This is a genomic window from uncultured Microbacterium sp., assembly GCF_947488465.1.
GTDB lineage: Bacteria > Actinomycetota > Actinomycetes > Actinomycetales > Microbacteriaceae > Microbacterium.
Genome location: NZ_CANKZA010000001.1, coordinates 133079 through 157738 on the forward strand (window position 1 = coordinate 133079; position 24660 = coordinate 157738).

General features: G+C 68.4%; 24 protein-coding genes and 1 tRNA gene. 17 read left to right on the forward strand and 8 right to left on the reverse strand.

Annotated features, from left to right (window positions below; all coding sequences use genetic code 11):
• Positions 1-57: 57 nt before the first annotated feature.
• Together Q0653_RS00630 and Q0653_RS00635 are read left to right on the forward strand one after the other, a co-directional pair.
• The gene (locus Q0653_RS00630; protein ID WP_298941847.1) at positions 58-1731 is read left to right on the forward strand and encodes an FAD-dependent oxidoreductase; all 1674 of its coding nucleotides are present in this window, start codon (positions 58-60) and stop codon (positions 1729-1731) included.
• Between the two features lie 203 nt (positions 1732-1934).
• Positions 1935-2210, forward strand: coding sequence for a metal-sensitive transcriptional regulator (locus Q0653_RS00635; protein ID WP_298941849.1), 276 nt, complete (start codon positions 1935-1937; stop codon positions 2208-2210).
• Positions 2211-2225: 15 nt separating this feature from the next.
• On the opposite strand, the gene Q0653_RS00640 is transcribed toward Q0653_RS00635, so the two are convergent.
• Positions 2226-2723, reverse strand: coding sequence for a MarR family winged helix-turn-helix transcriptional regulator (locus Q0653_RS00640; RefSeq protein ID WP_298941851.1), 498 nt, complete (start codon positions 2721-2723; stop codon positions 2226-2228).
• Between the two features lie 94 nt (positions 2724-2817).
• Here Q0653_RS00640 and Q0653_RS00645 point away from each other — a divergent pair.
• From Q0653_RS00645 to Q0653_RS00675, 7 genes are all read left to right on the forward strand, one after another.
• Positions 2818-2889, forward strand: a tRNA-Gln gene (locus Q0653_RS00645).
• Position 2890: 1 nt separating this feature from the next.
• Entirely contained in the window at positions 2891-4363 is a 1473-nt protein-coding gene (gene glmU, locus Q0653_RS00650; protein ID WP_298941853.1) for a bifunctional UDP-N-acetylglucosamine diphosphorylase/glucosamine-1-phosphate N-acetyltransferase GlmU, read from the forward strand.
• Complete coding sequence (locus tag Q0653_RS00655; protein WP_298741889.1) at positions 4338-5372, forward strand: ribose-phosphate diphosphokinase; 1035 nt, start codon at positions 4338-4340, stop codon at positions 5370-5372. The genes glmU and Q0653_RS00655 overlap by 26 nt, the downstream gene beginning before the upstream one ends.
• Positions 5373-5416: 44 nt before the next feature.
• Positions 5417-8116 carry an HAD-IC family P-type ATPase gene (locus Q0653_RS00660; RefSeq protein WP_298941856.1) on the forward strand — a complete coding sequence of 900 codons (2700 nt, stop codon included), beginning with the start codon at positions 5417-5419 and terminating at the stop codon, positions 8114-8116.
• 122 nt (positions 8117-8238) lie between these two features.
• Complete coding sequence (locus Q0653_RS00665) at positions 8239-8718, forward strand: hypothetical protein (protein ID WP_298941858.1); 480 nt, start codon at positions 8239-8241, stop codon at positions 8716-8718.
• Positions 8719-8723: 5 nt separating this feature from the next.
• Positions 8724-9572 (forward strand): FAD:protein FMN transferase, encoded by an 849-nt coding sequence (locus tag Q0653_RS00670; protein ID WP_298741966.1) that lies wholly within the window; start codon positions 8724-8726, stop codon positions 9570-9572.
• Positions 9573-9583: 11 nt separating this feature from the next.
• A complete protein-coding gene (locus tag Q0653_RS00675) occupies positions 9584-11146 on the forward strand; it encodes a flavodoxin reductase (RefSeq protein ID WP_298941860.1) in 1563 nt (520 codons plus the stop codon).
• 163 nt (positions 11147-11309) lie between these two features.
• On the opposite strand, the gene Q0653_RS00680 is transcribed toward Q0653_RS00675, so the two are convergent.
• From Q0653_RS00680 to Q0653_RS00690, 3 genes are all read right to left on the reverse strand, one after another.
• Positions 11310-12287, reverse strand: coding sequence for a DUF559 domain-containing protein (locus Q0653_RS00680; protein ID WP_298941862.1), 978 nt, complete (start codon positions 12285-12287; stop codon positions 11310-11312).
• A 187-nt stretch (positions 12288-12474) separates the two neighbouring features.
• Complete coding sequence (locus Q0653_RS00685; RefSeq protein ID WP_366521944.1) at positions 12475-13956, reverse strand: ATP-binding protein; 1482 nt, start codon at positions 13954-13956, stop codon at positions 12475-12477.
• The gene (locus Q0653_RS00690) at positions 13953-14687 is read right to left on the reverse strand and encodes a response regulator transcription factor (protein ID WP_298941864.1); all 735 of its coding nucleotides are present in this window, start codon (positions 14685-14687) and stop codon (positions 13953-13955) included. The genes Q0653_RS00685 and Q0653_RS00690 overlap by 4 nt, the downstream gene beginning before the upstream one ends.
• A 113-nt stretch (positions 14688-14800) precedes the next feature.
• On the opposite strand from Q0653_RS00690, the gene Q0653_RS00695 reads away from it, so the two are divergent.
• Positions 14801-15814, forward strand: a complete 1014-nt coding sequence (locus tag Q0653_RS00695) for a magnesium and cobalt transport protein CorA (RefSeq protein WP_298941866.1) — start codon at positions 14801-14803, stop codon at positions 15812-15814.
• Between the two features lie 40 nt (positions 15815-15854).
• On the opposite strand, the gene gndA is transcribed toward Q0653_RS00695, so the two are convergent.
• Entirely contained in the window at positions 15855-17306 is a 1452-nt protein-coding gene (gndA, locus tag Q0653_RS00700) for an NADP-dependent phosphogluconate dehydrogenase (protein ID WP_298941867.1), read from the reverse strand.
• 48 nt (positions 17307-17354) lie between these two features.
• Entirely contained in the window at positions 17355-18062 is a 708-nt protein-coding gene (locus Q0653_RS00705; protein ID WP_298941869.1) for an FCD domain-containing protein, read from the reverse strand.
• Positions 18063-18210: 148 nt separating this feature from the next.
• Between Q0653_RS00705 and Q0653_RS00710 the strand changes: the two genes are divergently transcribed.
• The 5 genes from Q0653_RS00710 to Q0653_RS00730 all read left to right on the forward strand — a co-directional run bounded on the left by Q0653_RS00710 (position 18211) and on the right by Q0653_RS00730 (position 22468).
• Positions 18211-19596 carry a GntP family permease gene (locus tag Q0653_RS00710; protein WP_298941871.1) on the forward strand — a complete coding sequence of 462 codons (1386 nt, stop codon included), beginning with the start codon at positions 18211-18213 and terminating at the stop codon, positions 19594-19596.
• Complete coding sequence (locus Q0653_RS00715) at positions 19589-20365, forward strand: SDR family oxidoreductase (protein WP_298941874.1); 777 nt, start codon at positions 19589-19591, stop codon at positions 20363-20365. Before Q0653_RS00710 ends, Q0653_RS00715 begins: the two co-directional genes overlap by 8 nt.
• 23 nt (positions 20366-20388) lie before the next feature.
• Positions 20389-21408 (forward strand): zinc-binding dehydrogenase, encoded by a 1020-nt coding sequence (locus Q0653_RS00720; protein WP_298941876.1) that lies wholly within the window; start codon positions 20389-20391, stop codon positions 21406-21408.
• Positions 21405-21911 (forward strand): gluconokinase, GntK/IdnK-type, encoded by a 507-nt coding sequence (locus Q0653_RS00725; protein WP_298941878.1) that lies wholly within the window; start codon positions 21405-21407, stop codon positions 21909-21911. The genes Q0653_RS00720 and Q0653_RS00725 overlap by 4 nt, the downstream gene beginning before the upstream one ends.
• A gap of 74 nt (positions 21912-21985) precedes the next feature.
• Positions 21986-22468: a hypothetical protein gene (locus Q0653_RS00730; RefSeq protein ID WP_298941880.1), complete on the forward strand. Its 483-nt coding sequence runs from the start codon at positions 21986-21988 to the stop codon at positions 22466-22468.
• Here the strand turns inward: Q0653_RS00730 and Q0653_RS00735 are convergent.
• Positions 22453-22575: a hypothetical protein gene (locus Q0653_RS00735; RefSeq protein ID WP_298941882.1), complete on the reverse strand. Its 123-nt coding sequence runs from the start codon at positions 22573-22575 to the stop codon at positions 22453-22455. The genes Q0653_RS00730 and Q0653_RS00735 overlap by 16 nt on opposite strands.
• Positions 22576-22796: 221 nt before the next feature.
• Between Q0653_RS00735 and Q0653_RS00740 the strand changes: the two genes are divergently transcribed.
• Together Q0653_RS00740 and pth are read left to right on the forward strand one after the other, a co-directional pair.
• Positions 22797-23426 carry a 50S ribosomal protein L25/general stress protein Ctc gene (locus Q0653_RS00740; RefSeq protein ID WP_298741874.1) on the forward strand — a complete coding sequence of 210 codons (630 nt, stop codon included), beginning with the start codon at positions 22797-22799 and terminating at the stop codon, positions 23424-23426.
• 70 nt (positions 23427-23496) lie between these two features.
• Positions 23497-24084 carry an aminoacyl-tRNA hydrolase gene (pth, locus tag Q0653_RS00745; RefSeq protein ID WP_298941883.1) on the forward strand — a complete coding sequence of 196 codons (588 nt, stop codon included), beginning with the start codon at positions 23497-23499 and terminating at the stop codon, positions 24082-24084.
• A gap of 21 nt (positions 24085-24105) precedes the next feature.
• Here pth and Q0653_RS00750 read toward each other — a convergent pair whose 3' ends face one another.
• Positions 24106-24645, reverse strand: a complete 540-nt coding sequence (locus tag Q0653_RS00750) for a hypothetical protein (protein WP_298941885.1) — start codon at positions 24643-24645, stop codon at positions 24106-24108.
• Between the last annotated feature and the right edge of the window lie 15 nt (positions 24646-24660).

A 24660-nucleotide genomic window follows, 5' to 3' on the forward strand; every position in this document is an offset into this window, starting at 1 on the left:
CCCGGGGGTATGCTGTGACCCGTGCCGATCGCCGCACAGCGAAGGGAAACAGCAGACATGAAGATCGTGGTCGTCGGCGGGGTCGCCGGAGGAATGAGCTGCGCCGCCCGCGCGCGGCGGCTAGATGAGAACGCCGAGATCATCGTGCTCGAGCGCGGTGCGCACGTGTCGTTCGCCAACTGCGGACTGCCCTACTTCGTCGGCGGGGAGATCACCGATCCCGATGCGCTGCTCGTCCAGACCCCCGCGTCGTTGCGCGCGTCGCTCAACCTCGATGTGCGCACCGGTCACGACGTGGTCGCCGTGGATGCCGCCGCCCACACCGTCACGGTCGCCACAGTCGACGGGCTCGAGGAGATCTCCTACGACGCCCTCGTGCTCGCCCCCGGAGCCCAGGCCGCACGTCCTCCGATCTCAGGACTCGACTCCTCGCGCCTGCGCACGCTGCGCACGGTCGAAGACGCCCTCGCGCTCCGCGAGAAGGTCGAATCCGGCGCCCGTCGCGCCGTTGTCCTCGGCGCCGGATTCATCGGCATCGAGGCGGCCGAAGCGCTCGTGCAGCAGGGGCTGGAGACGACCGTCGTCGAGTTCGCCGCGCACGTTCTTCCGCCGCTCGAAGACGAACTCGCGTCCCTCGTCACCGATGAGCTGCGCCGCATCGGCATCGATGTGCGCGCCGGCGTCGCCGCGACGGCGATCGAAACCGGTGCCGACCACGATGTCGTCGTGCTCGGCGACGGGTCGCGCATCGACGCCGACCTGATCGTTCTGTCCGTGGGTGTGCGCCCCGACACAGCCGTCTTCGAATCCGCCGGCGTCGCGTGCGAACGCGGCGCGATGATCGTCGACGAGCACGGACGCACGTCGCTGCCGGACGTGTACGCCGTGGGCGATGCCACGGTCTCGACCGACGCGGTCACCGGCACGCGCCGCCCCGTAGCCCTGGCCGGCCCCGCCAACCGGGCCGGGCGTCTGGTCGCCGACGCGATCCTGCGTCCCGAGACCGCGCGTCCGATTCCCCAGCCGGTCGGCACCGCGATCGTGCGCGTCGGGGACCAGACGGTCGCCCTCACCGGCGCCAACCGCGCCGCGTTGCACGCGGCGGACATTGCCTTCCACTCGCTGCACCTGCACCCCGGTCAGCACGCCGGGTACTTCCCGGGCGCGTCGCAGATTCACCTGATCGTGCACGTGCGCGCGTCGGACGGACTCGTGCTCGGGGCGCAGGCGGTCGGCGGCGACGGTGTCGACAAGCGCATCGATGTGCTGGCCACCGCCATCCGCGCCGGGTGGAGCGTCGATGAGCTCATCGACCTCGACTTGGCCTACGCGCCGCCCTACGGGTCAGCGAAAGACCCCGTCAACATGGTCGGGATGCTGGGCGAGAACGTCATGAATGACACCGTGCGGCTCTGGTACGCGCAGGACGTGGCCGCCGTGCAGGAGTCGGCTTTCATCCTCGACGTCCGCACCCCCAAAGAGTTCGCATCCGGCCACCTGCCGGGCGTCCTGAACATCCCGCACACCCAGCTCCGTGCGCGGCTCGACGACGTGCGCGCCGCAGCGGCCGGCCGCCCCGTACGGGTCATGTGCCAGTCGGGCGTACGCTCGGCGATCGCTCACCGTGTGCTCGCGCAGGCAGGCTTCGACTCGGCGTCGATGTCGGGCGGCATGCTCACGCTGCGCGCCGTCCTGGGCGACCGTGCCGTCGCTGTCCTGGTCGGCAACTGAGGAAGAGGAGAATCATCCATGTGCTACGCCGTGACGTGCAAGAAGTGCGGTAAGACGACCTGGTCGGGATGCGGACAGCATGTCGACCAGGTGATGCGGGGCGTTCCCCGTTCGCAGCGATGCGAAGGTCACGCCAAGGAGCCCGGCAACGGGTTCTTCTCCCGGCTGTTCGCCCGATGACTCGTAAGCAGGAGGAACCGATCATGACCACGACCGACGCCGACGCGCAGCGCCGCATCCTCCATCGCCTGCGTCGTGCGCGCGGCCAGCTGGAAGCGGTGATCGCCGCCGTCGAGCAGGAGAAGCCGTGCCGTGACGTCGTGACGCAGTTGTCTGCTGTCTCGAGCGCGCTGGACCGTGCGGGATTCGCGATCATCTCGACCGCGATGAAGGACTGCCTGGCCGACCCCGAAGCAGCGGAAGCCGAGGATGGAGTGACGACGGCCGAGCTGGAGAAGCTCTTCATGATGCTCGCCTGAGGGCGGTGCTCACGATCAGGAATCGAACTCCAGGCTGAGTTTGCGCAAGAGCGCGGCGAGGCGTTCGCGATCGGCACGCGGAAGTACCGCGAGAAGCTCGGCCTCAGCGTCGACCAGGCGGGTGATGGCGGCATCCACGCGCGTGCGGCCGTCGTCGGTCAACGTGACCAGGACGCTCCGCCCGTCCGCCGGGTCAGCTTCACGCCGCACGAGGCGGCGGCCGACAAGGCGATCGATGCGGTTGGTCATGGTGCCGCTGGAGACGAGGGTCTGCAGCAGCAGTTGCTTGGGGCTCAGCTGAAATGGCTCGCCCGCGCGGCGGAGCGCCGAGAGCACATCCCATTCCCACGGCTCCAGGTCGCTGCGGCGGAAGGCCTCACGGCGAGCGCGGTCGAGGTGGCGCGAGAGACGGTCGACGCGGGAGAGTACCGCCAAGGGCGAGAAGTCGAGGTCGGGCCGCTGGGTGCGCCAGGCGCCGAGGATCCGGTCCACCTCATCGTGCTCGCTGCTCATGGGTTCATTATCGCGTTTCGTGTGCGCGTGGGAGCGGGCGGCGCGGTCGTGGCAGACTGGATGCGTGGTGTGCGCCCCCGGGCGTCGCCCGTGATCCGCCGTAGTGTAATGGCAGCACGACAGCCTTTGGAGCTGTTCGGTCTAGGTTCGAATCCTGGCGGCGGAGCATGACGCACAACCCGCTGGACTCCTCGCTTGCCGTGGTCATCCTCGCCGCCGGTCAGGGCACCCGGATGCGTTCGGCTCTGCCGAAAGTGCTCCATCGCATCGGTGGTCGCCCCCTGGTCGGGCACGTGCTCGACACCGCACGCGATCTCGCTCCGGGGCACGTGGTCGTCGTCGTCCGCCACGAACGCGATCAGGTCGCGGAAGCCGTTGTGGGCATCTCCGATGAGGTCATCGTCGTCGACCAGGATCAGATCCCCGGTACGGGGCGGGCCGTCGAGGTCGCTCTCGCCGCACTGCCCGATTTCACGGGCGACGTGCTGGTGCTCTCCGGCGACGTCCCGCTGCTGGATGCCGACACGCTCACCGGGCTGATCCGCGATCACCGGTCTTCCGGCGCGGCCGTGACGCTCCTGTCCGCCGTTCTCCCGGACGCCACCGGTTATGGCCGCGTCATCCGTACGACCGACGGTGCCGTCGAGCGCATCGTCGAGCAGAAGGATGCCTCGGCCGCGGAGGCTGCCGTCACCGAGATCAACGCCGGCGTCTACGTCTTCCAGGGTCCGACGCTCCGCGCCGAACTTACCCGGGTCGGCACCGAGAACGCCCAGGGGGAGAAGTACTTGACCGATGTCATCGGCCTCGTGCGTGCTGCCGGACTCGCGGTCACGGCATCCGTCACCGCCGACGTCTCGCTGACTCTCGGGGTGAACGACCGTGCACAGCTGGCCGAAGCCGGGCGCCTGCTCAACGCGCGGACGGTTCGTCGCTGGCAGCTGGAGGGTGCGTCGATTCAGGACCCCGCGACGACGTGGATCGATGTCACCGCGACGCTCGCTCCCGATGTCACGGTTCTCCCGAACACTCACATTCTGCGCGCGACCGCCGTCGCAGCCGGCGCCGTGATCGGCCCTGACACGACGCTGGAAGACTGCGAGGTCGGCGAGAACGCGACCGTGCGGCGCTCCGATGCCACCCTCGCGGTGATCGGTGCCGGTGCGACGGTCGGGCCCTTCGCGTATCTGCGACCGGGCACGGTTCTCGGCGCGCAGGGGAAGATCGGCACGTTCGTCGAAACGAAGAACTCCACGATCGGTGTCGGCAGCAAGGTCCCGCATCTGTCGTACATCGGCGACACGACGATCGGCCGCGGGGTGAACCTCGGCGCCGGCGCGATCACTGCGAATTACGACGATCTCGCGAAGCACCGCACCGAGATCGGCGACGACGTGCACTCCGGCTCGCACAACGTGTTCGTCGCGCCCGTTAGGATCGGAGACGGCGCGAAAACCGGGGCCGGCGCCGTCATCCGCAAGGATGTGCCGCCCGGTGCACTCGCGCTGAGCGTCGCCCCTCAGCGCAACATCGAGGGATGGGTCGAGAATCATCGACCGGGTACGGCGGCGGCGGATTCCGCTGCACGCTCCCGGTCTGCACAGGGAGCGGACGATGGCGCGCAAGAAGCACACGGTTGACCTGGATGTCGAGCGCGGCATCGCGCCGGGTATCGTCGCCAAGACCAAGAAGCGACTGGTCGTCGCCTCCGGGAGCTCGCACGCCGAACTCTCGGCGCAGGTAGCGGAGCACCTCGGTACCGAGCTCGTCCCGACCGAGCACCGCACGTTCGCGTCGGGCGAGATCCTCACCCGCTTCGAGGTGTCGATCCGCGGGTGTGACGCGTTCATCATCCAGTCGTTCGGTCCACCCGTGAACGAGTGGATCATGGAGACGCTGATCATGCTGGATGCCGCCAAGCGCGCGTCCGCGAAGCGCATCACCGTCGTCGCCCCGTACTACCCCTATTCCCGTCAGGACAAGAAGGGTCGCGGTCGCGAGCCGATCAGCGCGCGCCTGGTCTCGGACCTCTTCAAGACCGCCGGCGCCGACCGGATCATGAGCGTCGACCTCCACGCCGCGCAGATCCAGGGCTTCTTCGACGGACCCGTCGACCACCTGTTCGCCAAGCCCGTGCTCCTGGAGTACTTCGAGAAAACGCTCTCGCCGGCTGACCGGGACAAGCTCACCGTCGTCTCACCCGACACCGGACGCGTGCGCGTCGCCGACCAGTGGTCCGATTCGCTCGGCGCACCCCTCGCGATCATCCACAAGCGTCGCGACCCGAACGTCGCCAACCAGGTGACGGTCAACGAGATCGTCGGTGACGTCTCCGGGCGTGTCTGCCTGCTTGTGGACGACATGATCGACACCGGCGGCACGATCGTCAAGGCCGCTCAGGCGCTCAAGGCGAACGGCGCGGAGCGGGTCATCGTGGCGGCGACACACGCGATCTTCAGCGACCCCGCGTCGACCCGGTTGCAGGATGACGCGATCGACGAGGTCGTCGTGACCGACACGGTTCCGATCCCGGACGAGAAGCGGTTCGCGGGGCTGACGATCTTGCCGATCGCGCCGCTGCTGGCACGGGCGATCAAGGAAGTCTTCGAGGACGGTTCGGTCACGAGCATGTTCGGCGGCGACGCCTGAGTTTCGCCGCTCGGCAGTACCCCGTCCGCGCGTAGGATCGCGGCATGGCCGCATCGCCCGCACCCGCCGCTCTCACCGACGCCGACCTCACGCTCGCGCGTCCCTTCGCGCGGGAGGTCGATGATGTCCAGCGCGCACTGCAGACGGGTGCCGGCGGCCTCGCTTCCGGCGATGCCGCGGCGCGGCTCGCGGTCGCCGGGCCCAACCTCCTGCCGGAGCCGAAACGGACGCCGGCGTGGCTGCGGTTCCTGGGGCACTTCAACGACACGCTCATCTTCATCCTCCTCGCCGCCGCGGCGATCAAGGCGGTCATGGGGGACTGGCTCGACTTCTGGGTCATCGTCACCGTCGCCGTCATCAACGCCGTCATTGGCTATGTGCAGGAGGGGCGTGCGGAGAAGGCGCTGGCCGGCATCCGGGGCATGCTGTCGGCCGACGCAACCGCGCGGCGCGACGGTTCTTGGACGACGATCGCGGCGGCCGACCTCGTTCCCGGTGACATCGTGCGGCTGATGCCGGGCGACAAAGTTCCGGCTGACGTGCGCCTCACTGCGGCGACGCAGTTGCGGATCGATGAGTCCGCCCTGACCGGCGAATCAGTCCCCTCGTCGAAATCCCTCGATCCCGTGCCGGACGACGCCGGGGTGGGCGACCGCTCCTCCATGGCTTTCTCGGGCACGATCGTCTCGGCCGGTCAAGGTCGGGGCATCGTCACCGGTACCGGCGCACGCACCGAGATCGGCACGATCCAGGAACTCGTCGGCGAGGCGGGGAGCCTCGCGACGCCGCTGACGAAGCAACTCGATTCGTTCGGAAAGGTGCTGACCCTCGTCATCCTCGGCATGGCGCTGGTGATGATGGTCATCGGTCGCTATCTGCACGGGATGCCCTTCGCCGAACTCATCTCGGCGACAATCGGCTTCGCCGTCGCGGCGATTCCGGAAGGACTCCCCGCGCTCGTCACGATCACGCTCGCGATCGGTGTGCAGCAGATGGCGCGCCGCAACGCCATCACGCGCAAGCTCCCCGCCGTCGAGGCTCTCGGCTCGGTCACGACGGTGTGTTCGGACAAGACCGGCACCCTGACGAAGAACGAGATGACGGTCCGCACGGTCATCACCCCGCTCGAGCGCTACGAGGTCTCCGGTCTCGGATACGACCCCACCGGCACCATCACTCCGGCCGGGGGCGGCGATCTCGCCGCCGTGCTCGCCGTCGCGGACCTCTGCAACGACGCCCACATCACGCGCGGTGAGGAGGGGAGGTTCTCTCTCGTCGGCGAGCCGACCGAAGGCGCGCTCAAGGTCGTCGCGATGAAGGGCGGCGCGGGTGTCAGCGGCACCCGGCGCGTCGGGGTCGTTCCCTTCGACTCGGAGAACAAGTTCATGGCGACCCTCAACGAGGCCGCCGATGGGTCGCGCGCGATCCTCGTGAAGGGCGCTCCCGACCGGCTGCTCGATCGGTCGCTGACACAGCGCGGCTCGGCCGGTGCGGAGCCGCTTGACCGCTCCTTCTGGGATGCCGCGGTGGACGAGCTGAGTGCGCAGGGTCTGCGTGTGCTCGCCGCCGCACGCAAGCCCACGCGCGCTGACGACGTGAGCATCGACGACCTCGGCGATCTGGAGTTTCTGGGTCTGTGGGGAATCGTCGACCCGCCGCGTCCGGAGGCGATCGAGGCGATCGCCGACTGCCACACCGCCGGCATCCGGGTGAAGATGATCACCGGCGACCACGCGGGCACGGCTGTCGCGATCGGGCGTGAGATGGGGCTGATCCCGCAGACGCCCGGCGACGACGACGTCCGTGTTCTCACCGGTGGCGAGCTGGAGGCGCTTAGTCAGGAGCAGCTGAAGGCGGTCGTGCAAGACGTCGACGTCTATGCCCGCACGAGTCCCGAACACAAGATCCGGATTGTCCGCGCACTGCAGTCACACGGCGAGGTCGTCGCGATGACCGGCGACGGGGTCAACGACGCACCTGCGCTCACCCGTGCCGATGTGGGCATCGCGATGGGCATCAAGGGCACCGAGGCCACCAAGGAAGCTGCCGAAATCGTGCTGGCCGACGACAACTTCGCCACGATCCGCAGTGCGATCGCCGAAGGTCGGCGGATCTACGACAACTTGCGCAAGTCGGTCGTCTTCCTCCTCCCGACCAACGGGGCGCAGTCACTCGTCATTCTGATCGCGATCGTCTTCGGGCTCACCCTGCCGCTCACGCCGGTGCAGGTGCTGTGGGTCAACATGGTGACGGCGGTCACCCTGTCGCTCGCGCTGGCCTACGAACCGGCAGAGCGCGGCATCATGAACCGCACGCCGCGTGCGGCGGGCGGGCCGATCATCGCCGGGCGGGAACTCGGCTTCGTTCTGCTCGTCTCGCTGCTCATCGGTGGGGCGACGCTCGCGGTCTTCGGGATCTCGGTGGCCCGGGGAAGCGATCTCGACGTCGCCCGGACCGAAGCGGTCACGATGCTCGCCCTCGGCCAGCTGGCCTACCTGTTCAACTGCCGTTTCCTCAGCCGGTCGAGCTTTACGACCGCGGTGTTTCGCGGCAACCGGATGGTCTGGTGGTCGGCGATCGCGCTCCTCGCGTTGCAACTGATCTTCACGTACGTGCCGTTCATGAACGCGCTGTTCGGCTCGGAGCCGCTGGATCTGATCGGCTGGGCACTGCCCCTGGTGTTCTCCTTCGTCATCTTCGCCGTCGTCGAAATGCTCAAAGCCGCGCGCCGTCGTCGCGAGTGACGACGACAGGATTCAATGCAGACGCATAGGTTCCGCAGGGTGGGTGCCGATCCCGTGCGCTCTAGGGTGAAAACCACCTGGTGGAGACAACGCCACACGGGCACCCCAGAAGGAGGACCATCATGATCCGCACCACTGTCGTACCCTCGCGCCGTACGCTCCGCTCCGGAGCTGCGGCGGCATCCGTCCTCGGAATCGTGGCACTGGCCGGCTGCGCCACGACCGCGACCGCGGAGGAACCCGCGGCCACGCCGACAACCGCCCCCGTCGAAACCGGCTCGACCGGCTCGGCCACCACGGGCGCATACACCGACGGCACCTACACGGAGGACGGCACGTATGTCGACGGGGGTGGCGTGGCCGAGACTGTCTCCGTGACGATCACGCTCGCCGATGACATCGTCACCGCGGTCGAGGTCGTCGGCGACGCGGCCAGCCCGCAATCGCGCCAGTATCAGGAGCAGTTCATCGGGGGGATCAGCGAGGTCGTCGTCGGTCAGGAGATCGACGCGCTCGACGTGAGCCGTGTCGCCGGGTCATCCCTCACGAGCGGCGGGTTCAACGACGCCCTCGAGAAGATCAAGACCGACGCCGCCGCGTGACCGCGGTGGGCGTCTGGGATTTCGACGCCATCGGCACCCGCTGGCAGATCGTGATGCCTGCCGCGCCGGACGACGGCGTGCGCGAGCGTGTCAGCGCCGTGATCGATGCGTTCGATCGGGAGTGGTCGCGTTTTCGCCCCGATTCGCTCGTCACGACCCTGAGCGGCGGCGGCCGGGTCACGGCACCGGTGGATGCCGCGGACATGCTCGACACGTACGTCGCGCTGTCCCGAGCGACCGAAGGGGCGGTGAACCCGCTGGTCGGCGGGTCGCTCGCGCGCCGCGGATACGACGCGGCTTACTCGCTCACTGACGGGGGAGCGGCGCCGGCGCCGGCAGCTTGGGACGATGTGCTCTCCTGGGCGCACGGCGTTCTTCAGCTGTCAGCGCCCGCCCTGATCGACGTCGGCGCCCTCGGGAAGGGGCGTCTCGTCGACCTCGTCGCGGCCGCACTCGGCGACGAGCCTGCCGTCGTGGATGCCGGCGGAGACATCCGCGTGCGCGGACGCACCGAGCGCATCGCGCTCGAGCATCCGTACGACTCCGCGACCGCGATCGGTGTGTGGGAGATCACCGACGGAGCGCTGTGTGCTTCGGCCACCAACCGGCGCGCGTGGGGCGACGGGCTCCATCATGTCCTGGATGCGCGGACGGGGCAGCCTGTCCGCACCGTCGCCGCCACCTGGGCGGCCGCGCCGACGGCGATGATCGCCGACGCGGCGGCCACCGCGCTCTTCTTCGACGGCGGGGTCGCGCTCGCTCACGAGTGGGACGCCCCGTGGGTGCGCATGCTCAGCGACGGCCGCGTCGAGTGGTCGCCCGGGTGCCCCGCAGACCTTTTCCTCCCGCGATAGTTTGGATCGTGATGACTCGACTGACCGCCCTCTGGAACCGATTGCTCGCCGTGGTCGGCCGCGTGTCGATGTACCGTCTCGTCCTCGTGTCGCTCGGCATCCTGACGCTCATCTCCCTCGTGCTGGCCCTGTTCGACCAGGTCGCGCCTTCCGCGCCGGCGCTCGTGGCGACCTTCGTCGTCCTCAACGTCGCGTGCGTCGCCGTCGATGCGCTCGGTCAGCGCCTCACCGGCCGGACCTGGCGCATCGAGTCGTCCCTCATCACCGCGGGGATTCTGCTTTTCGTCCTGTACCCGACCGTCGAACTACTGGGGCTCGTCGGCGTGGCGATCGCCGGTGTGCTGGCCTCGGCATCCAAGTACGTGGTCGCGTGGCGCGGCCGGCACATCCTCAACCCGGCAGCTTTCGGTGCGATGGCGCTGTCGATCGTCACGGTCGCCAGTGGGTCCTACGGTCTCGGCGCGGCCGGCTGGTGGGTCGGTGCTCCCGCCCTCGCGTTGCCGGTGATCGTCCTCGGTGTGCTCGTCGTCGCGCGAGCCGACAAGCTGCGGCCCGTGTTGCTGTTCCTCGCGATCGCGCTACCGGTGAACCTCGTGCGCGTCGCACTCGCGTACAGTGGCGCGGGCGTCGCCGTCGATATCGGCACGATCGTCTCAACCGTGCTGTGGTCCTCACCCTTCTTCTTCCTCGCGGCGTTCATGTTCTCCGAGCCGCTGACGCAGCCGCCACGCCGCTGGCAGCAGTACATCGTCGCCGTCGTCGTGGGCGTTTTCGCCGGGGCGCCGCTGACCCTCGGCGCACTCACGCTCGGGCCCGAGGCGGCGGTCGTCATCGGCAATCTGGTGGCATTCGGCTTTGCCTACGCCACACGTGTGCGCCTGCAGTTAACCTTCGTCGGTCGGCAGTCGCTCACACCGAGCGTCGAGGAGCTGTCCTTCCGGGCCAGCCGGCTGCTGCGATTCGAGGCGGGTCAGTATCTCGAACTCGAAGTGCCGCACGCGCACGCCGATGCCCGCGGCACGCGCCGCGAGTTCAGCATCGTCTCGGCGCCCGAGGAGCTGCCGATCGTGAAGATCGCGATGCGACGCGGTTCGCAGTCGACCTACAAGCAGGCGCTCGCCGAGATCGAACCGGGCCGTGAGCTCTCCGTCACGGGGATCTGGGGGGACTTCATCCTGCCGCGCCGCACGGACACTCCGGTGTTGCTGGTGGCTGCCGGCATCGGGGTGACCCCGTTCGTATCGCAGCTGCGTCATCTGCGGATGTCGGGCGGCTCGCGCGACGTCGTCTTCATCTACGTCGCGTCGGGCGCCGAGGAGCTCGCGTTCCGCGACGACCTCGAGCGCGCCGGCATCCCGGTCATCATCTTCACGCGTGACGAACCCACCGATCTTCCGACGCACTGGCGCTGGGCAGAGGGGGTGCGACTGGATGCCGAGGGCCTCCAGCGTGTGGTCCCCGACCTGGCCTCGCGCCACGCGTACATCTCGGGTCCTCCGGGTTTGATCGCCGATCTGGCGCCGGCGCTCGAGAAAGCCCAGGGTCTGACCACGGACGCCTTCGCGGGCTACTGACCGCTCCCGATTGAGGAGTCGCAATCTGCGGGTCTGGTCGCTCCCGCAGGGCAGATTGCGCCCCCTGGATGCGAGGCGCACGATCACGGGGACCTGATGCGCCCCCTGTGCGTGTGCAGGTGGGCAGATCGGGTCCCCTGGATGCCGCGGTGCTCCGCGAAGGCTAGCCGACCCAGCCGTGCCTGCGCAGTGCGGACGCGACGGATTCCGCCGCGCGCGGGTGGGCGCCGCGGATATGCGCAGCCGTCACGCGGATGACCTCCCAGCCGAGAGCTGTGAGCGCGGCGTGTTTCTCGATGTCGCGCTCCCACTGCACGCGACTGGTGCGATGGTGATCGCCTTCGACCTCGACGATCGTGCGGAAGTCGAGATAGGCCGCGTCAACGATGCCGATCAGAGCGCCGGACGGGTGTCGGATCTCCAGGTCCAGCACGGGCTCCGGGAGCCCCGCGGCGGCAGCGAGCAATCGGTAATCGGTCTCGAGCACGGACATGCTGCCGACGCGCACATCGGAGAGCGCCGCGGCCAGCCGCGCGCGGTTCTTTCGCCCGGGAGCGTTCGTCGCGCACGCAAGGTGCTCGATCGATGCGAGCTGCTGCTCCGGCATCGGGCGACCCCGGTGATCGCGGGGGATGCGCACGATGGCGTCTCCGAGCGCGACGAGGTCGCGGTGCGACAGCTCACCGCCGAGCATGGCAAACGTTGCCGCGGGGCTCGTCAGCCGGATGCCGCCCCAGACACGCACGCTCGTCAGGTGCGGGGCGAGCTTCCTGCCGCGGATCCCGGGCCTGCGTGGAGCGCGGTGCGGCGAGAGGACCGCGGCATCCAGTCGATCGCCGTGGACACAGGGGAGTCCCCAGACGACCGCGGCGGACCGCCCCGCGAGAAAGGTGTGATCCGGGGCGACCGCGAAATACGCACGTGCTTGGTCGAGAACGTACTCGCGCTGAAGGCGGTCGCGAGCGAGCGGCTCCGTGAGGTCGATGGCGACGGACGGCGTGCGACGCCGGCGCATGCCGTGGAACGGTGCGTCGAGGTCCGCGGCGCGCATTCGCCCCGCGGAGTGACCGAGCGCCAACGCTGTGCCGACCCGAAATGCAGGCGCGAGTTCGACGTGCAGGGGCGTCGGGAGATGCGGCATCCCTCGATCGTGCGCGCTGGGCCGCGCCTCCGTCTCCCCTGCTTCACGATCAGTGGACAACTACGCAGATCTGTGTGCGGGGGAGGAAGCGGCGACGCTCCGCCGCCACCAGGATGCCGGTGACCCGATCTGCGGGTTCAGCCCGGGCGGGTGGGCAGATCGGGCCCCCTCGAGCGCCGAGCGCCGGTCAGGATGCCGGGGTCCCGGGCCGCGCGGGGAGTCGCACCTCGAACACGGTGGCGCCGGGTTCGCTTTCCACGGACAGCGTGCCGTGGTGCGCTGTCGCGATCGCCTTCGCGATGGACAGGCCCAGCCCGGTACCCCCGGTCTGGCGTGCGCGGGACGAGTCGGCGCGCGCGAAGCGCTCGAAGAGTTCATCCGCGACCGCGGGGTCGATGCCGGGCCCGTCGTCGGCCACGCGCACCACGGCATCGCCGTCCTCGAGTCGCACGGTCGTGGTGACGCGGGTGCCGTCCGGAGTGTGTACGCGGGCGTTCGCGAGCAGGTTCGCGAGGACCTGGTGGAGACGCGTGGCGTCTCCGGCCACCACAACGGGCTCTTCCCCGACATCGATGATCCACTCGTGGTGCGGGCCCGCTGCCTGCGCATCGGCGACCGAGTCCACGGCGACGCGCGTGAGGTCGACCGTGCCGTAGACGAGCTCTTTGCCCTCGTCGAGGCGGGCGAGCAACAGCAGGTCTTCGACCAGGGTCGTCATCCGCAGCGACGCGGCCTGGATCCGCTCGAGCCCGTGTTGGGAATGCTGCGCCCCGGCTTCGATCTGCGCTGTCGTCGCCCCCGCCCCCGCGCCGAGGCTCAGGGCCTTCAGTGACAGCTCGGAGTAGCCGCGGATCGCGGCCAGGGGGGTGCGCAGTTCGTGGCTCGCATCGGCGACGAACGCCCGCATCCGCTCTTCGTTTCGCTGACGGGCGGCCAAGGAGGTGTCGACGTGGTCGAGAAGGGTGTTCAGGGCGGCACCCACTCGGCCGATTTCATCGGAGTCATCGGCTTCGGATGCCGGGACCCGCTCGGAGATCGTCACATCGCCGGAATCGAGAGGTTGTGCTGCGACGCGCGCCGCCGTGTCGGCGACGGAGCGAAGAGGTCTCAACGAGCGGCGGATCACGATGGCGATCACGGCAGCGAGCACCAGCAGGCCGCCGAGCGTCAGGAGCGTCACCGTCGTGAGGATCTGCGCGACCGTGGAACTGAGTTCGGATGTGGGCATCCCGACGATGTAATACAGGCTCCCGGACGCGCCCTGCAGTTTCACGCGATACTCGCCGAGACCGGCGACGGAGACCGTGCCCCAGCCGTCGGGTTCGACACTGCCGACGACGCTCTCCGCGTCGGTGAGCGCCACGACGTCGCCGTCCTGGTCGATGTACGCGCCGCTCGTGCCGTCGTATGACTGCATCACGAGAAGAGTGCCGACCTCCTGGCGCCCGTTGTCGAGCACAGAGGCAGCGGTGCTGGAGCTACTGGGGAGGAAGAGGATGCGGCTCGATGCCGCCGTCACTTGGGCGTCGAGGTTGGTCCGCATGATCTGACCGAGAATCGTCCCGGTCGCCAGCCCCACGGCGATGAGGATCAACGCCACGAGTGAGACGACCGTGATGATCAGGCGGGTCTGCAAGCTCCAGCGTCGACGCGTACGCGAAGCGGTCACTGGGGTGCTTTGATCATGTAACCGACGCCGCGCACGGTGTGGATGAGCGGGTCGCGGCCGGCATCGATCTTCTTCCGCAAGTAAGAGATGTACAACTCGACGACCGACGACCGGCCACCGAAGTCGTAGTTCCAGACACGGTCGAGGATCTGCGCCTTCGAGACGACACGGCGCTGGTTTCGCATGAGGAAGCGGAGGAGCTCGAACTCCGTCGCCGTCAGCTCGATCTCGGTCCCGTCGCGTTCGACTTCGTGCGAATCCTCATTGAGGGTCAATGCGCCGACGCGCAGGATGGGGTCCGACCCACCCGCTGTGGCATTCCCGGCCCGGCGCATGAGACCGCGGAGACGCGCGACCACTTCTTCGAGACTGAACGGTTTCGTGACATAGTCGTCACCGCCCGCCGTGAGGCCGGCCACGCGGTCGGAGACCGCATCCTTCGCGGTCAGGAACAGAACGGGGACGTCGTTGCCGGAGTGCCGCAGTCGCTGCAGCACGGCCATGCCGTCGAGGTCCGGCATCATGATGTCGAGGACGAGTGCGTCGGGATCGAACTCGCGCGCCACAGTCAAGGCGTCGTAACCCGACCCGGCCGTGCGGACCTCCCAGCCCTCCATCCGGAGGGCCATCGACAACAGGTCGGTCAACATCTGCTCGTCGTCCACGACCAACACGCGCAGCGGCGATCCGTCGGGACGGTGCAGGGCCGGGGAGGGGGTGAGCGCGGTCATTCCCCTATTGTCGTGGCCCACCTGTGGAGCGGCTATGGCCGAGCCTATGCAGAGTCTATGAATTGGATCCGAAGCGTTCGGGGGTGCCGTGCGCTGCGGCCTAGTGTTGCAGCATGGTCGCCTTCCACACCGTCGTGTACGTCGACGGCTCGCCTGTCCTCACCGATGCGTCGCCCACCGAGGCGCTCGCCGAGGCGCGGGCCCGGGACGGGCTCGCCTGGATCGGGGTGACTGGCGCGACCGATGACGAGGTGCGGGCGCTCGGATCCGACCTCGGGCTGAACCGGCTCGGTGTCCTCGAGGCGCTCCGCGGGCATCAGCGGTCGAAGTTCGAGCAATACGGCGATGATCTGTTCCTCGTCCTCCAACCCGCGCGCTACGACGATGCATCCGAGACGGTCCAGTGCGACGAAGTGGACGTGTTCGTCTCGGAGAAGCTCGTCGTCGCGATCACGCGGACACCCCAGGTCGACCTGAAGCAGGCCCGTGAGCGCCTGGAGAAGCATCCGGAGGTCTTCGCCAACGGTGCGCTGGGTGTCGTGTGGGTGATCACCGAATTGGTCACCCGCGGGTATCGCGGCGTCCTCGACGGCGTCGAAAACGACATCGATGAGATCGAAGAGGAGCTCTTCGGAGAGCAGCCGGATGTGTCCCGCCGCATTTTCGGCCTGCAGCGTGAAGTGATCGACCTGCAGCATGCCACCGCGCCGCTGCCGGACATCCTCGATCGTTTGCGCGGGCTCTCCGCGCGGCACCACAGCAGCCTGGGGGAGTCGGCCTTCCGGGAGGTGACCGACCGTGCGCGCTACGTAGAAGGTCGCGTCTCGGGGTTTCGGCAGACGCTCGACACCGCGCTCAGCATCCACGCGACGATGGTCGAGCAGCGCCGCAACGAGCAGATGAAGGCAATGACCGAGACGAGTCTGCAACAGAACGACCAGGTCAAAAAGATCTCGTCCTGGGCCGCCATCGGTTTCGCGCCGACGCTGATCGCCGGGATCTACGGCATGAATTTCCGCGCGATGCCCGAACTCGACTGGGCCTTCGGCTATCCGTTCGCGATCGCCCTGATGGTGGCCGTCAGCGCCGGGCTCTACGTCGTGTTCAAGAAGAACGACTGGCTGTGACATGAGATGGCCCCCGAGGATCTCGGGGGCCGCCTCTCTGTCAGTGCGTGTCTTCGGCTTCGATTTCGGTGCGGTCGCCCGACCACAGCGTGTGGAACGTACCCGGCTTGTCGGTGCGGCGATATGTGTGCGCGCCGAAGAAGTCGCGCTGTCCCTGGATGAGGGCGGCGGGCAGGCGCTCCGCGCGCAGACCGTCGTAGTAGGCCAGCGACGAGCTGAAGGCGGGGGCGGGGATGCCGGCGCCCGCGGCGACCTGGACGATGTCGCGCCAGGCATCCTGCGCCCGGCCCAGGGCCTCGACGAAGTACGGAGCGCTGAGGAGGACCGGCAGTTCCGGCTCCGCGGCGTAGGCGTCGGCGATGCGGTTCAGGAACTGGGCGCGGATGATGCACCCGCCGCGCCAGATCCGGCTGATCGCTCCGAGATCGATCGTCCAGCCGTACTGCGCGGCGCCGGCGCGGATCTCGTCGAAGCCCTGCGAGTACGCGACAATCTTCGACGCGTAGAGCGCGAGGCGCACCTGCTCGATGAACGCGTCGGCATCCGGAACCGTAAAGGCGTCGTCGGACGGCCCGGGGAGAGCACCCGACACATCTCGCTGCTCCCGATGGCTCGACAGTGAACGGGCGAACGTGGCCTCGGCGATCCCGGAGACCGGCACACCCAGATCGAGCGCGGTCTGCACCGTCCAGGCACCCGTGCCCTTGGCGCCCGCTTCATCGACGATGACGTCGACGAGCGGCAAGCCGGTCGCCGCATCGTTCTGGCGCAGCACCTCGGCGGTGATCTCGATCAGGTAGCTCTCGAGCTCCCCACGGTTCCACTCGGCGAACACGTCGGCGATTTCGGCGGGAGTCTTACCGGTTCCGCGGCGGATGAGGTCGTACGCCTCGGCGATCAGCTGCATGTCGGCGTACTCGATGCCGTTGTGCACCATCTTGACGAAGTGGCCCGCGCCGTCGTGACCCACGTGCGTGACGCAGGGCTCACCCTCGGCGACCGCGGCGATCGAACGGAGGATCGGGCCGAGCGTGACCCATGCGGCGTCGGGGCCACCGGGCATGAGGGACGGGCCGAGAAGTGCGCCCTCTTCGCCACCCGAGACGCCCATGCCGACGAAGTTGAAGCCGGCCTCGCCGACCGCCTTCTCGCGACGGATCGTGTCGGTGAACAGCGAATTGCCGCCGTCGATGATGATGTCGCCCGGTTCGAAGACGCGCATGAGCTCGTCGATGACCGCGTCGGTCGGCCGACCGGCCTTGACCATGATGATCGCAGTGCGCGGCTTCTGCAGAGCGGCGGCGAACTCCTCGTACGTGCTCGCCGGCACGAACCCGGCTTCGGGGTGTTCCGTGACGAGCGTCTCGGTCTTCTCGTAGGAGCGGTTGAACACGGCGACCGTGTTGCCCTCGCGGCTGGCGAGATTGCGAGCGAGATTCGATCCCATCACCGCGAGTCCTACGACTCCGATGTTGGCGGTGGATGCGGGCATGGAGAACTCCTCAGTGTTCAGGGGTCGAGATCGAGAGTACCGGGCGCGTCACAAGTCGCGCACTTCGCCAGAAACAAGTGTCAGGTGCTCACGGGCGGCGGTCTCCGCGGCGACCTCGTCAGCGGCGGCGATGGCGCGGGCTGTGGCGAGGTGGGCTTCGAGCGTGCCGACGCGCGGGATGCGGGGCGTCAGGCCGCGGGTCGAGCGTCCCCGCAGGATCTCGGAGATCGGTCCGACCAGCTGGTGGAAGAGAGCATTGCCGCTCGCCTCCAGCAACAACGCGTGATAGGCGATGTCGATCGCGAGATACGCATCGCTGTCGCCCTCTCCGCGCGCGCCATGGTCGCTGAGCTCCGTCGCGAGGCGCACGAGTTCGGCGCGCTGGGTCTCGGTGGCGTGTTCGGCCGCGAGACGGGCGGCGACCGGTTCGACCGCGACGCGCAGTTGCGTCAACTCGACGAGGAGATCTCGTCGTCGCGGCCCGTCGAGCGTCCACTGGATTACGCGTGCATCGAGGCTGTCCCACTCCCCGCGGGGACGCACGATGAGCCCGACGCGGCGTTTGGAGGAGAGGAGTCCGTGGGCTTCGAGGACCCGTACGGCTTCCCTCACGACGGTGCGCGACGCACCGTGCTCGCGCTCGAGCGTCGCGGCAGTCATGACCGTGCCCTGCGGAATGTCTCCACCGGCGATGCGGCGTCCGAGGACCTCCACGAGGTGTGCGTGTGAGGCCTTGTCGGGGAGGGGGAGGGGCATCGGGGTCCTTCGTTCGTGGCCAGCGTAGCGTGTGCCGGAACGAAAAGTACGACTATTACTTGTCAAAAGTAGTACTTATGTGGCAACGTGTCCCGCACGACGTCGGGACCGGTCCCGACTTGTGGATGATTCACTGGAGAACACACCCATGGATGAGTGGACGCAAACCCTCGGCGCGGTGCCGTTGCTGCTGATTGCAGCAGGCGCGATCGCCGTAATTCTGATCTTGATCATTCGCGTGAAGCTGCACGCGTTTCTCGTGTTGGTGCTGGTCTCGCTGCTGACAGCGCTGGCGACCGGCATCCCGGTGGGGGAGATCGGTAAAGTCCTGGTCGACAGTTTCAGTGGCACGGTGGGTGCGGTCGCCCTGCTGGTCGGTCTCGGAGCGATGCTCGGTGCGCTCGTGGAGACCTCCGGCGGTGCCCGTGTGCTGGCGGAGAAGATGGTCTCGATCTTCGGCGAGAAGCGGGCCGCGTTCGCGCTCGGCGTCGCGTCGCTCATCATGGGCTTCCCGATGTTCTTCGATGCGGGCCTGATCGTCATGTTGCCGATCATCTTCGCCGTGGGGCGTCGCATCGGTGGCAAGCACATGCTGCTGTTCGGCATCACCGCTGCGGCCGCCTTCTCGGTCATGCACGTCTTCGTACCCCCGCACCCCGGCCCGATCACGGCGAGCGAGACGTACGGCGCGAACTTGGGCCTCGTCCTGCTCCTCGGTCTGGTCGTCGCTCTCCCAACCTGGTACATCACCGGCTACCTCTGGGCGAGGTTCGTCGACAAGCGCATTCCGCTCCCCATCATGAATCTCTTCGGGGGTGAGGATGTGCAGCCCACCAACCCGCCGAAGGCGGGAACGGTGATCGGCGTGCTGTCGATCCCGCTGTTCCTGATCTTGCTGAACACGGGCGTCTCGTCGTTGGTATCCACCGGCACGCTCGACGGGGAAGCCGTCTGGGTCCAGGCGCTCCGCCTCATCGGCACCAGCCAGATTGCGCTGCTCATCTCCGTCCTCGTCGCCCTGTTCGTCCTCGGGACGCGACGCGGTGTCCACGGCACCGCCCTGGAGAAGATCGTCGACTCGTCGCTCGGTCCGATCTGCTCGGTCGTCCTCATCACTGGTGCCGGAGGCATGTTCGGCGGGGTGCTGCGCGCCTCCGGCATCGGCGACGCCCTGTCGGACTCCCTTGCCTCGATCGGGATTCCGGTGATCTTCGCCGCGTACCTCATCGCTGTCGTCCTCCGTGTCGCGCAGGGCTCGGCGACGGTGGCACTCGTGACCGCCGCGGGCCTCGTGGCCCCGGCGATCGTCGCCGCGGACTTCTCGCCGCTCCAGATCGCGTGCGCCGTCCTGGCCACCGCCGCGGGTTCCGTGTTCGCGGGTCACGTGAACGACTCGGGATTCTGGCTCGTGGGTCGCCTCATGGGAATGGACGTCAAGACGACGCTGAAGACCTGGACCGTCCAGCAAGCGCTCGAATCGGTCGTCGGCTTCGCCATCGTGCTCGTGCTGTTCGGGCTGGTGTCCTTTGTCTAGTCAGCCCCCGCTGTTCGACCTGACCGGCAAAACCGCGCTGGTCACCGGTTCGTCCCGCGGGCTCGGCCATGCTCTGGCCGACGCGCTGGCGGCCGCAGGAGCGCACGTCATCATCCACGGGCGCGACCCGCGGTCGGTGACCCGCTCCGCCGAGCTCATCGCCGAGCGCCGCGGGGGAGAGCCCGACACGGTCACGTTCGACGTGACCGATGCGGCGGAGGTCGAAAAAGCGATCGGTCTTCTCGTCGGCCGCGTCGGGACTCCCGACATCCTGGTCAACAACGCGGGAATCCAACGGCGGGCGCCGATCGGCGAGTTCTCGATCTCGGACTGGGATGCGGTGATCTCGGCAAATCTCTCCAGTGCGTTCTACGTGTCGCGCTGGGTCGTTCCGGGCATGATCGACCGGGGCTCCGGGAAGATCGTCAATGTCGGATCGGTCCAGTCGGCGCTGGCCCGTCAGACCATCGCACCGTACTCGGCGAGCAAGGGCGGTGTCGCCTCTCTCAGCCGGGGGATGGCCGCCGACCTGGCCCGCTTCGGCATCCAGGTCAACACACTCTCCCCGGGGTATTTCGCGACCGAGATGAACGCCGCCCTCGTCGCCGACGAGGACTTCACCGGATGGGTGTCGGCGCGAACGCCCGCCGGACGGTGGGGCCGCGTGGAGGAACTGAGCGGACCACTCGTCTTCCTCGCATCTTCGGCGAGTGATTTCGTCAGCGGCCAGAACCTGTTCGTCGACGGCGGCATGACCGCCGTCGTGTGATCGTGGACGAGAAAAGAGATCGCATGGATGCCGTCGTCATCACCGGAAAGCGCGACATCGCGGTGTCGGACCTCCCCGTTCCCCTTCCTGCCGCCGGTCAGGTGCGGCTACGCATCGGCTACGTCGGTGTGTGCGGATCAGATCTGCACTACTTCTTCGAGGGAGCCAACGGCGCCTTCGTCGTCACGGAGCCTCTTGTTCCGGGTCACGAGGTCTCCGGCTGGGTCGACAGCGACCCGTCGGGCGAGTTCGCGACGGGCACCGCGGTCACCGTGCACCCGGCGCGGTTCGGAGCGGCGCATCCTGATGTGCCCGCGGCGCCGCATCTGTGGCCGGGCGGGTCCTACCTCGGGAGCGCGTCGACCGTTCCGCACACGCAGGGAGCGATGAGCGAGTACCTGCTCGTGGAGCGGGACATGATCCGAGCGCTGCCGTCCGAGCTTCCGCTGCGCCGCGCGGTGCTGGCCGAGCCGCTCGCGGTCGCTCTGCACGGCGCGGGACGAGCCGGCGACCTCGCGGGCGCCCGGGTTCTCGTGTGCGGTGCGGGACCGATCGGGCTACTCTCCCTCGTGGCCGCGCGCGCCCGCGGTGCGCGCGAGGTGACGGTCAGCGACCTGTTGCCCGAGCCGCTCGAGCGTGCGCGTCGACTGGGCGCGGACGCCGTGATCCAGATCGGGGTCGACGATGTCGGCAGTGAAGAGTTCGATGTCGTCTTGGAATGCTCGGGAGCGGCCGCAGCCGTGACCGCTGCGCTGATCGCCGTCCGGCGGAGAGGGGTGGTCGTCCAGATCGGGATGCTTCCCGCGGAACCCCGTCCGATCTCCCTGGCGCCGCTCGTCTCGAAGGAAGCGACGTTGGTCGGTGCGTTCCGCTTCTTCGACGAGATCGACGAAGCGATCGTGCTGCTTACGGCACATCCCGCGATCGAATCGGTCATCACGCACGTCTTCGGTCCGCAGCATGCGCGCGTCGCCTTCGACACGGCGCGGGAGTCGGCGCAGAGCGGCAAAGTGGTGGTCCAGATGGGGGTGGAGGCAACGTGAGCGCACCACGGATCGTGGTGATGGGGCCGAGTGGGTCGGGGAAGACCGCGGTCGGCGCCGCACTCGCCGTGGACTTCGGTGTCGGGTTCGTCGACGCCGACGACCTGCATCCCGCGGCGAATGTCGCGAAGATGGCCTCCGGAAGTCCGCTCGACGACAACGACCGCTGGCCCTGGTTGGACCTCGTCGGAGCGGAGTTGACACGCAACGCGGGGCTCGTCGTCGCGTGCTCTGCCTTGGCCCGCAGATATCGCGAGCGGATCGTCGCCGCCCAGCCGAGCACCATCTTCGTGGAACTGCTGGTGTCCCGCGATGAGCTCGACCGTCGCATGCGTTCACGCCAGCACTTCATGCCGCCCGCGTTGCTCGATTCGCAGCTCACGACGCTGCAGCACCTGGAGCCGGACGAGCCGGGCGTGCGGGTCGAGAACGTTCAGGGTGTGATCCAGACCGCCGGGCGAGCGCGCTCGGCCCTGGACGCGTATCTCTCGCGCACGAGATAGGGCGCCGGTTCCGGTGCGCCGGCGACGGCGTGGCATGCCGTGATCGGTCTCCGGGGGCGTGGGACACTTCGACCATGCGCATCGTGGTCATGGGTCCGTCGGATTCGGGGAAGGCTCTCATCGGTGCTGCCGTGGCGGCATCGTTGCGATCACCGTTCATCGACGGTGACGACCTGCTAGTGTCCGTGGCGGCGCGGTTCGCGCCCGCGGACGTCCCCGCCGCCTGGCTGGACGGCATCGCCTGGGCTCTGCGGCACCCGGCCGTCGTCGTCGCCTGCCCGCTCCTGGCGCGGTCGGGGCGCGACCGCATCCGCTCGCGGGTGTCAGATGTGATCTTCGTCGAACTCGTGGCCACGGCATCCCCTGTGATCCGCACGCGGGTTCCGCGCCGGGATCGCGCAGCGCGGGTGGCGAAGCTGGATCAGCCGCCGGCACGTGTCGAACCGCTCGGGTCCGATGAAGCGGGCATCAGGGTCGCGGATGATGCCGATCTGGGATCGGTGGTTCAGCGGATCGTCGACCTGCTGGTGCGTGCGCCCGCTCAGTCCTTGCGGTAGCCCGAGCGTCCCATCGACCAGAGGGCACCGATGACGCCGACGGTTGCGCCGATCGACATCAGCCCGATCAGCCACATGAACGCGTAAGAAAGCCAGCCGTAGTCCATGGGAGCCTCCGTCGGGGCAGATCAGCGGTGCGTCGGATCGTGACGTGCCCATCGTAGCGGGCTGGTAGACTGGCGGCTGTACTTCGGCGAGGGATGCTGCGACAGCATCCGTGATCGACGCGGTGATGTGCTCTTGGGAAACCCTGGCCTTCCTCACGCGTGTGCGTTCGAGTCGAAACCACAGACCCAAACCTGGGCTTTCCGCCCGCAAGGAGAACATCATGTCCACTGAGATCGACACCAAGGTCGTCGCCGAGGTTCGCGAGAACTTCGGCAAGGGCTTCGCCCGCCGCCTCCGCGCCGCCGGAAAGATCCCCGCCGTCATCTACGGTCACGGCACCGACCCCGTGCACGTGGCGCTGCCGGGTCACCAGATCGCGCTGCTCATCCGTCGCGCCAACGTCGTGCTCGAGCTCGACGTCGAGGGCACACAGCAGCTGACGCTGGTCAAGGACGTCCAGAAGGACCCCGTGCACCAGATCATCGAGCACATCGACCTCCTCGTCGTGAAGAAGGGTGAGAAGGTCCAGGTCGACATTCACGTCGTCGTCATCGGTGAGCCCGCCGCCGGCACCGTCATCAACCTCGACAACACCACGGTGTCGCTCGAGGTCGAGGCCACGCACATCCCGCAGAGCGTCGAGGTCGACGTCGAGGGCCTCGAGGACGGCGCGCGCATCACGGCCGCCGACCTGAAGCTCCCGAAGGGCGCCGCGCTCATCACCGACCCCGAGACGCTGATCGTCGCGGTCGGTGTGCCGTCGAACACCGCCGCTGACGAGATCGAGGCTGCCGACGAGGCCGCTGCCGAAGAGCAGTCGGGCGACGCAGCTGTCGAGGCCGCCGAGTAAGGACGATCCACGGTCGAAACCCGTCCCCACCGATACTGGTGCGGGCGGGTTTCGTCGCCCGGAGGGAGACATGGCAGACACGTGGCTGGTCGTGGGGCTGGGAAATCCGGGACCTCGGTACGAGTCGACCCGTCACAACGTCGGACAGATGGTCATCGACGAGCTGGCGGCCCGGCGAAGCGAGACCTTGCGCGCGCACAAGGCGCAGGCCCGCGTCGCGGAGACGTGGCTGACCCCGGGGGGCGCGAAGCTCGTGCTCGCCAAACCGAACTCGTTCATGAACGTGTCGGGCGGGCCGGTGTCTGCGCTCGCGCAGTTCTACGGTGTTCCGGCGGAGCGTGTGATCATCGTCCACGATGAGCTCGACATCCCGTTCGATGCGATCAAGCTCAAGATCGGCGGCGGCCACGGCGGCCACAACGGCGTGCGGGACGTCGCCAAGGCGCTCGGAACACCGGAATTCGCTCGCGTGCGGGTGGGCGTGGGTCGCCCGCCGGGTCGCCAGGACCCCGCCGACTGGGTGCTCGACCCGTTCGGTTCCACCGAGCGTAAGGACCTACCGCTGCTCCTGGCCGAGGCCGCGGATGCCGTGGAACTCGTCGTGGGCGATGGCCTCCTCGCCGCGCAGCAGCGTTTCCACGCTCCGCGCCCGTCGTGACCTCGGCGGCGGCGGCGGGGATCAGGCGGCGCCGGCCGTGATTCCGCCCAGCACGGATGCACCGACGATCAGCGAGAACACCACGGGGCCCAGGGCGGCGATGATGACCGCGGCGATTCCCGCGCCGCGCCCGCGCCGCGTGGCGATCGCGACGATGCCCTGTACGAATGCCCAGATTCCGAGCACGGTGCCGGCCCAGAACCCGATCTCGGCCCACAGCGCCAGCCCGCGCACGGGGCTCAGCACCATGAGCAGCTGATCGTTCGAGAGGTTCTCCAGCCCCTCGGGGCTGAGGGTCAGGGCATCGGTCATCGCGCCAACGGCGGCGGGATAGGCGGTGACGGCACTGAGGATGCTGGCTCCCGCGGCGGCGGTGATGGCGAGGACCAGAGCGATCACGCCGAGGCGCGGGGATCGTCCGCCGGACGACACGGGCGCGGCGCCGGTGAACACCGGCGGTGCTCCCGGCGTGGGCTGGCTGACACCTGCGGCGCTCGTCGGCGCCGGAAAGACCGGGTAGGCGCGCGGTGTGCTCGGGTGCGGAGGGGGGTTCGCGGTCACGGCCCCATCCTAGGC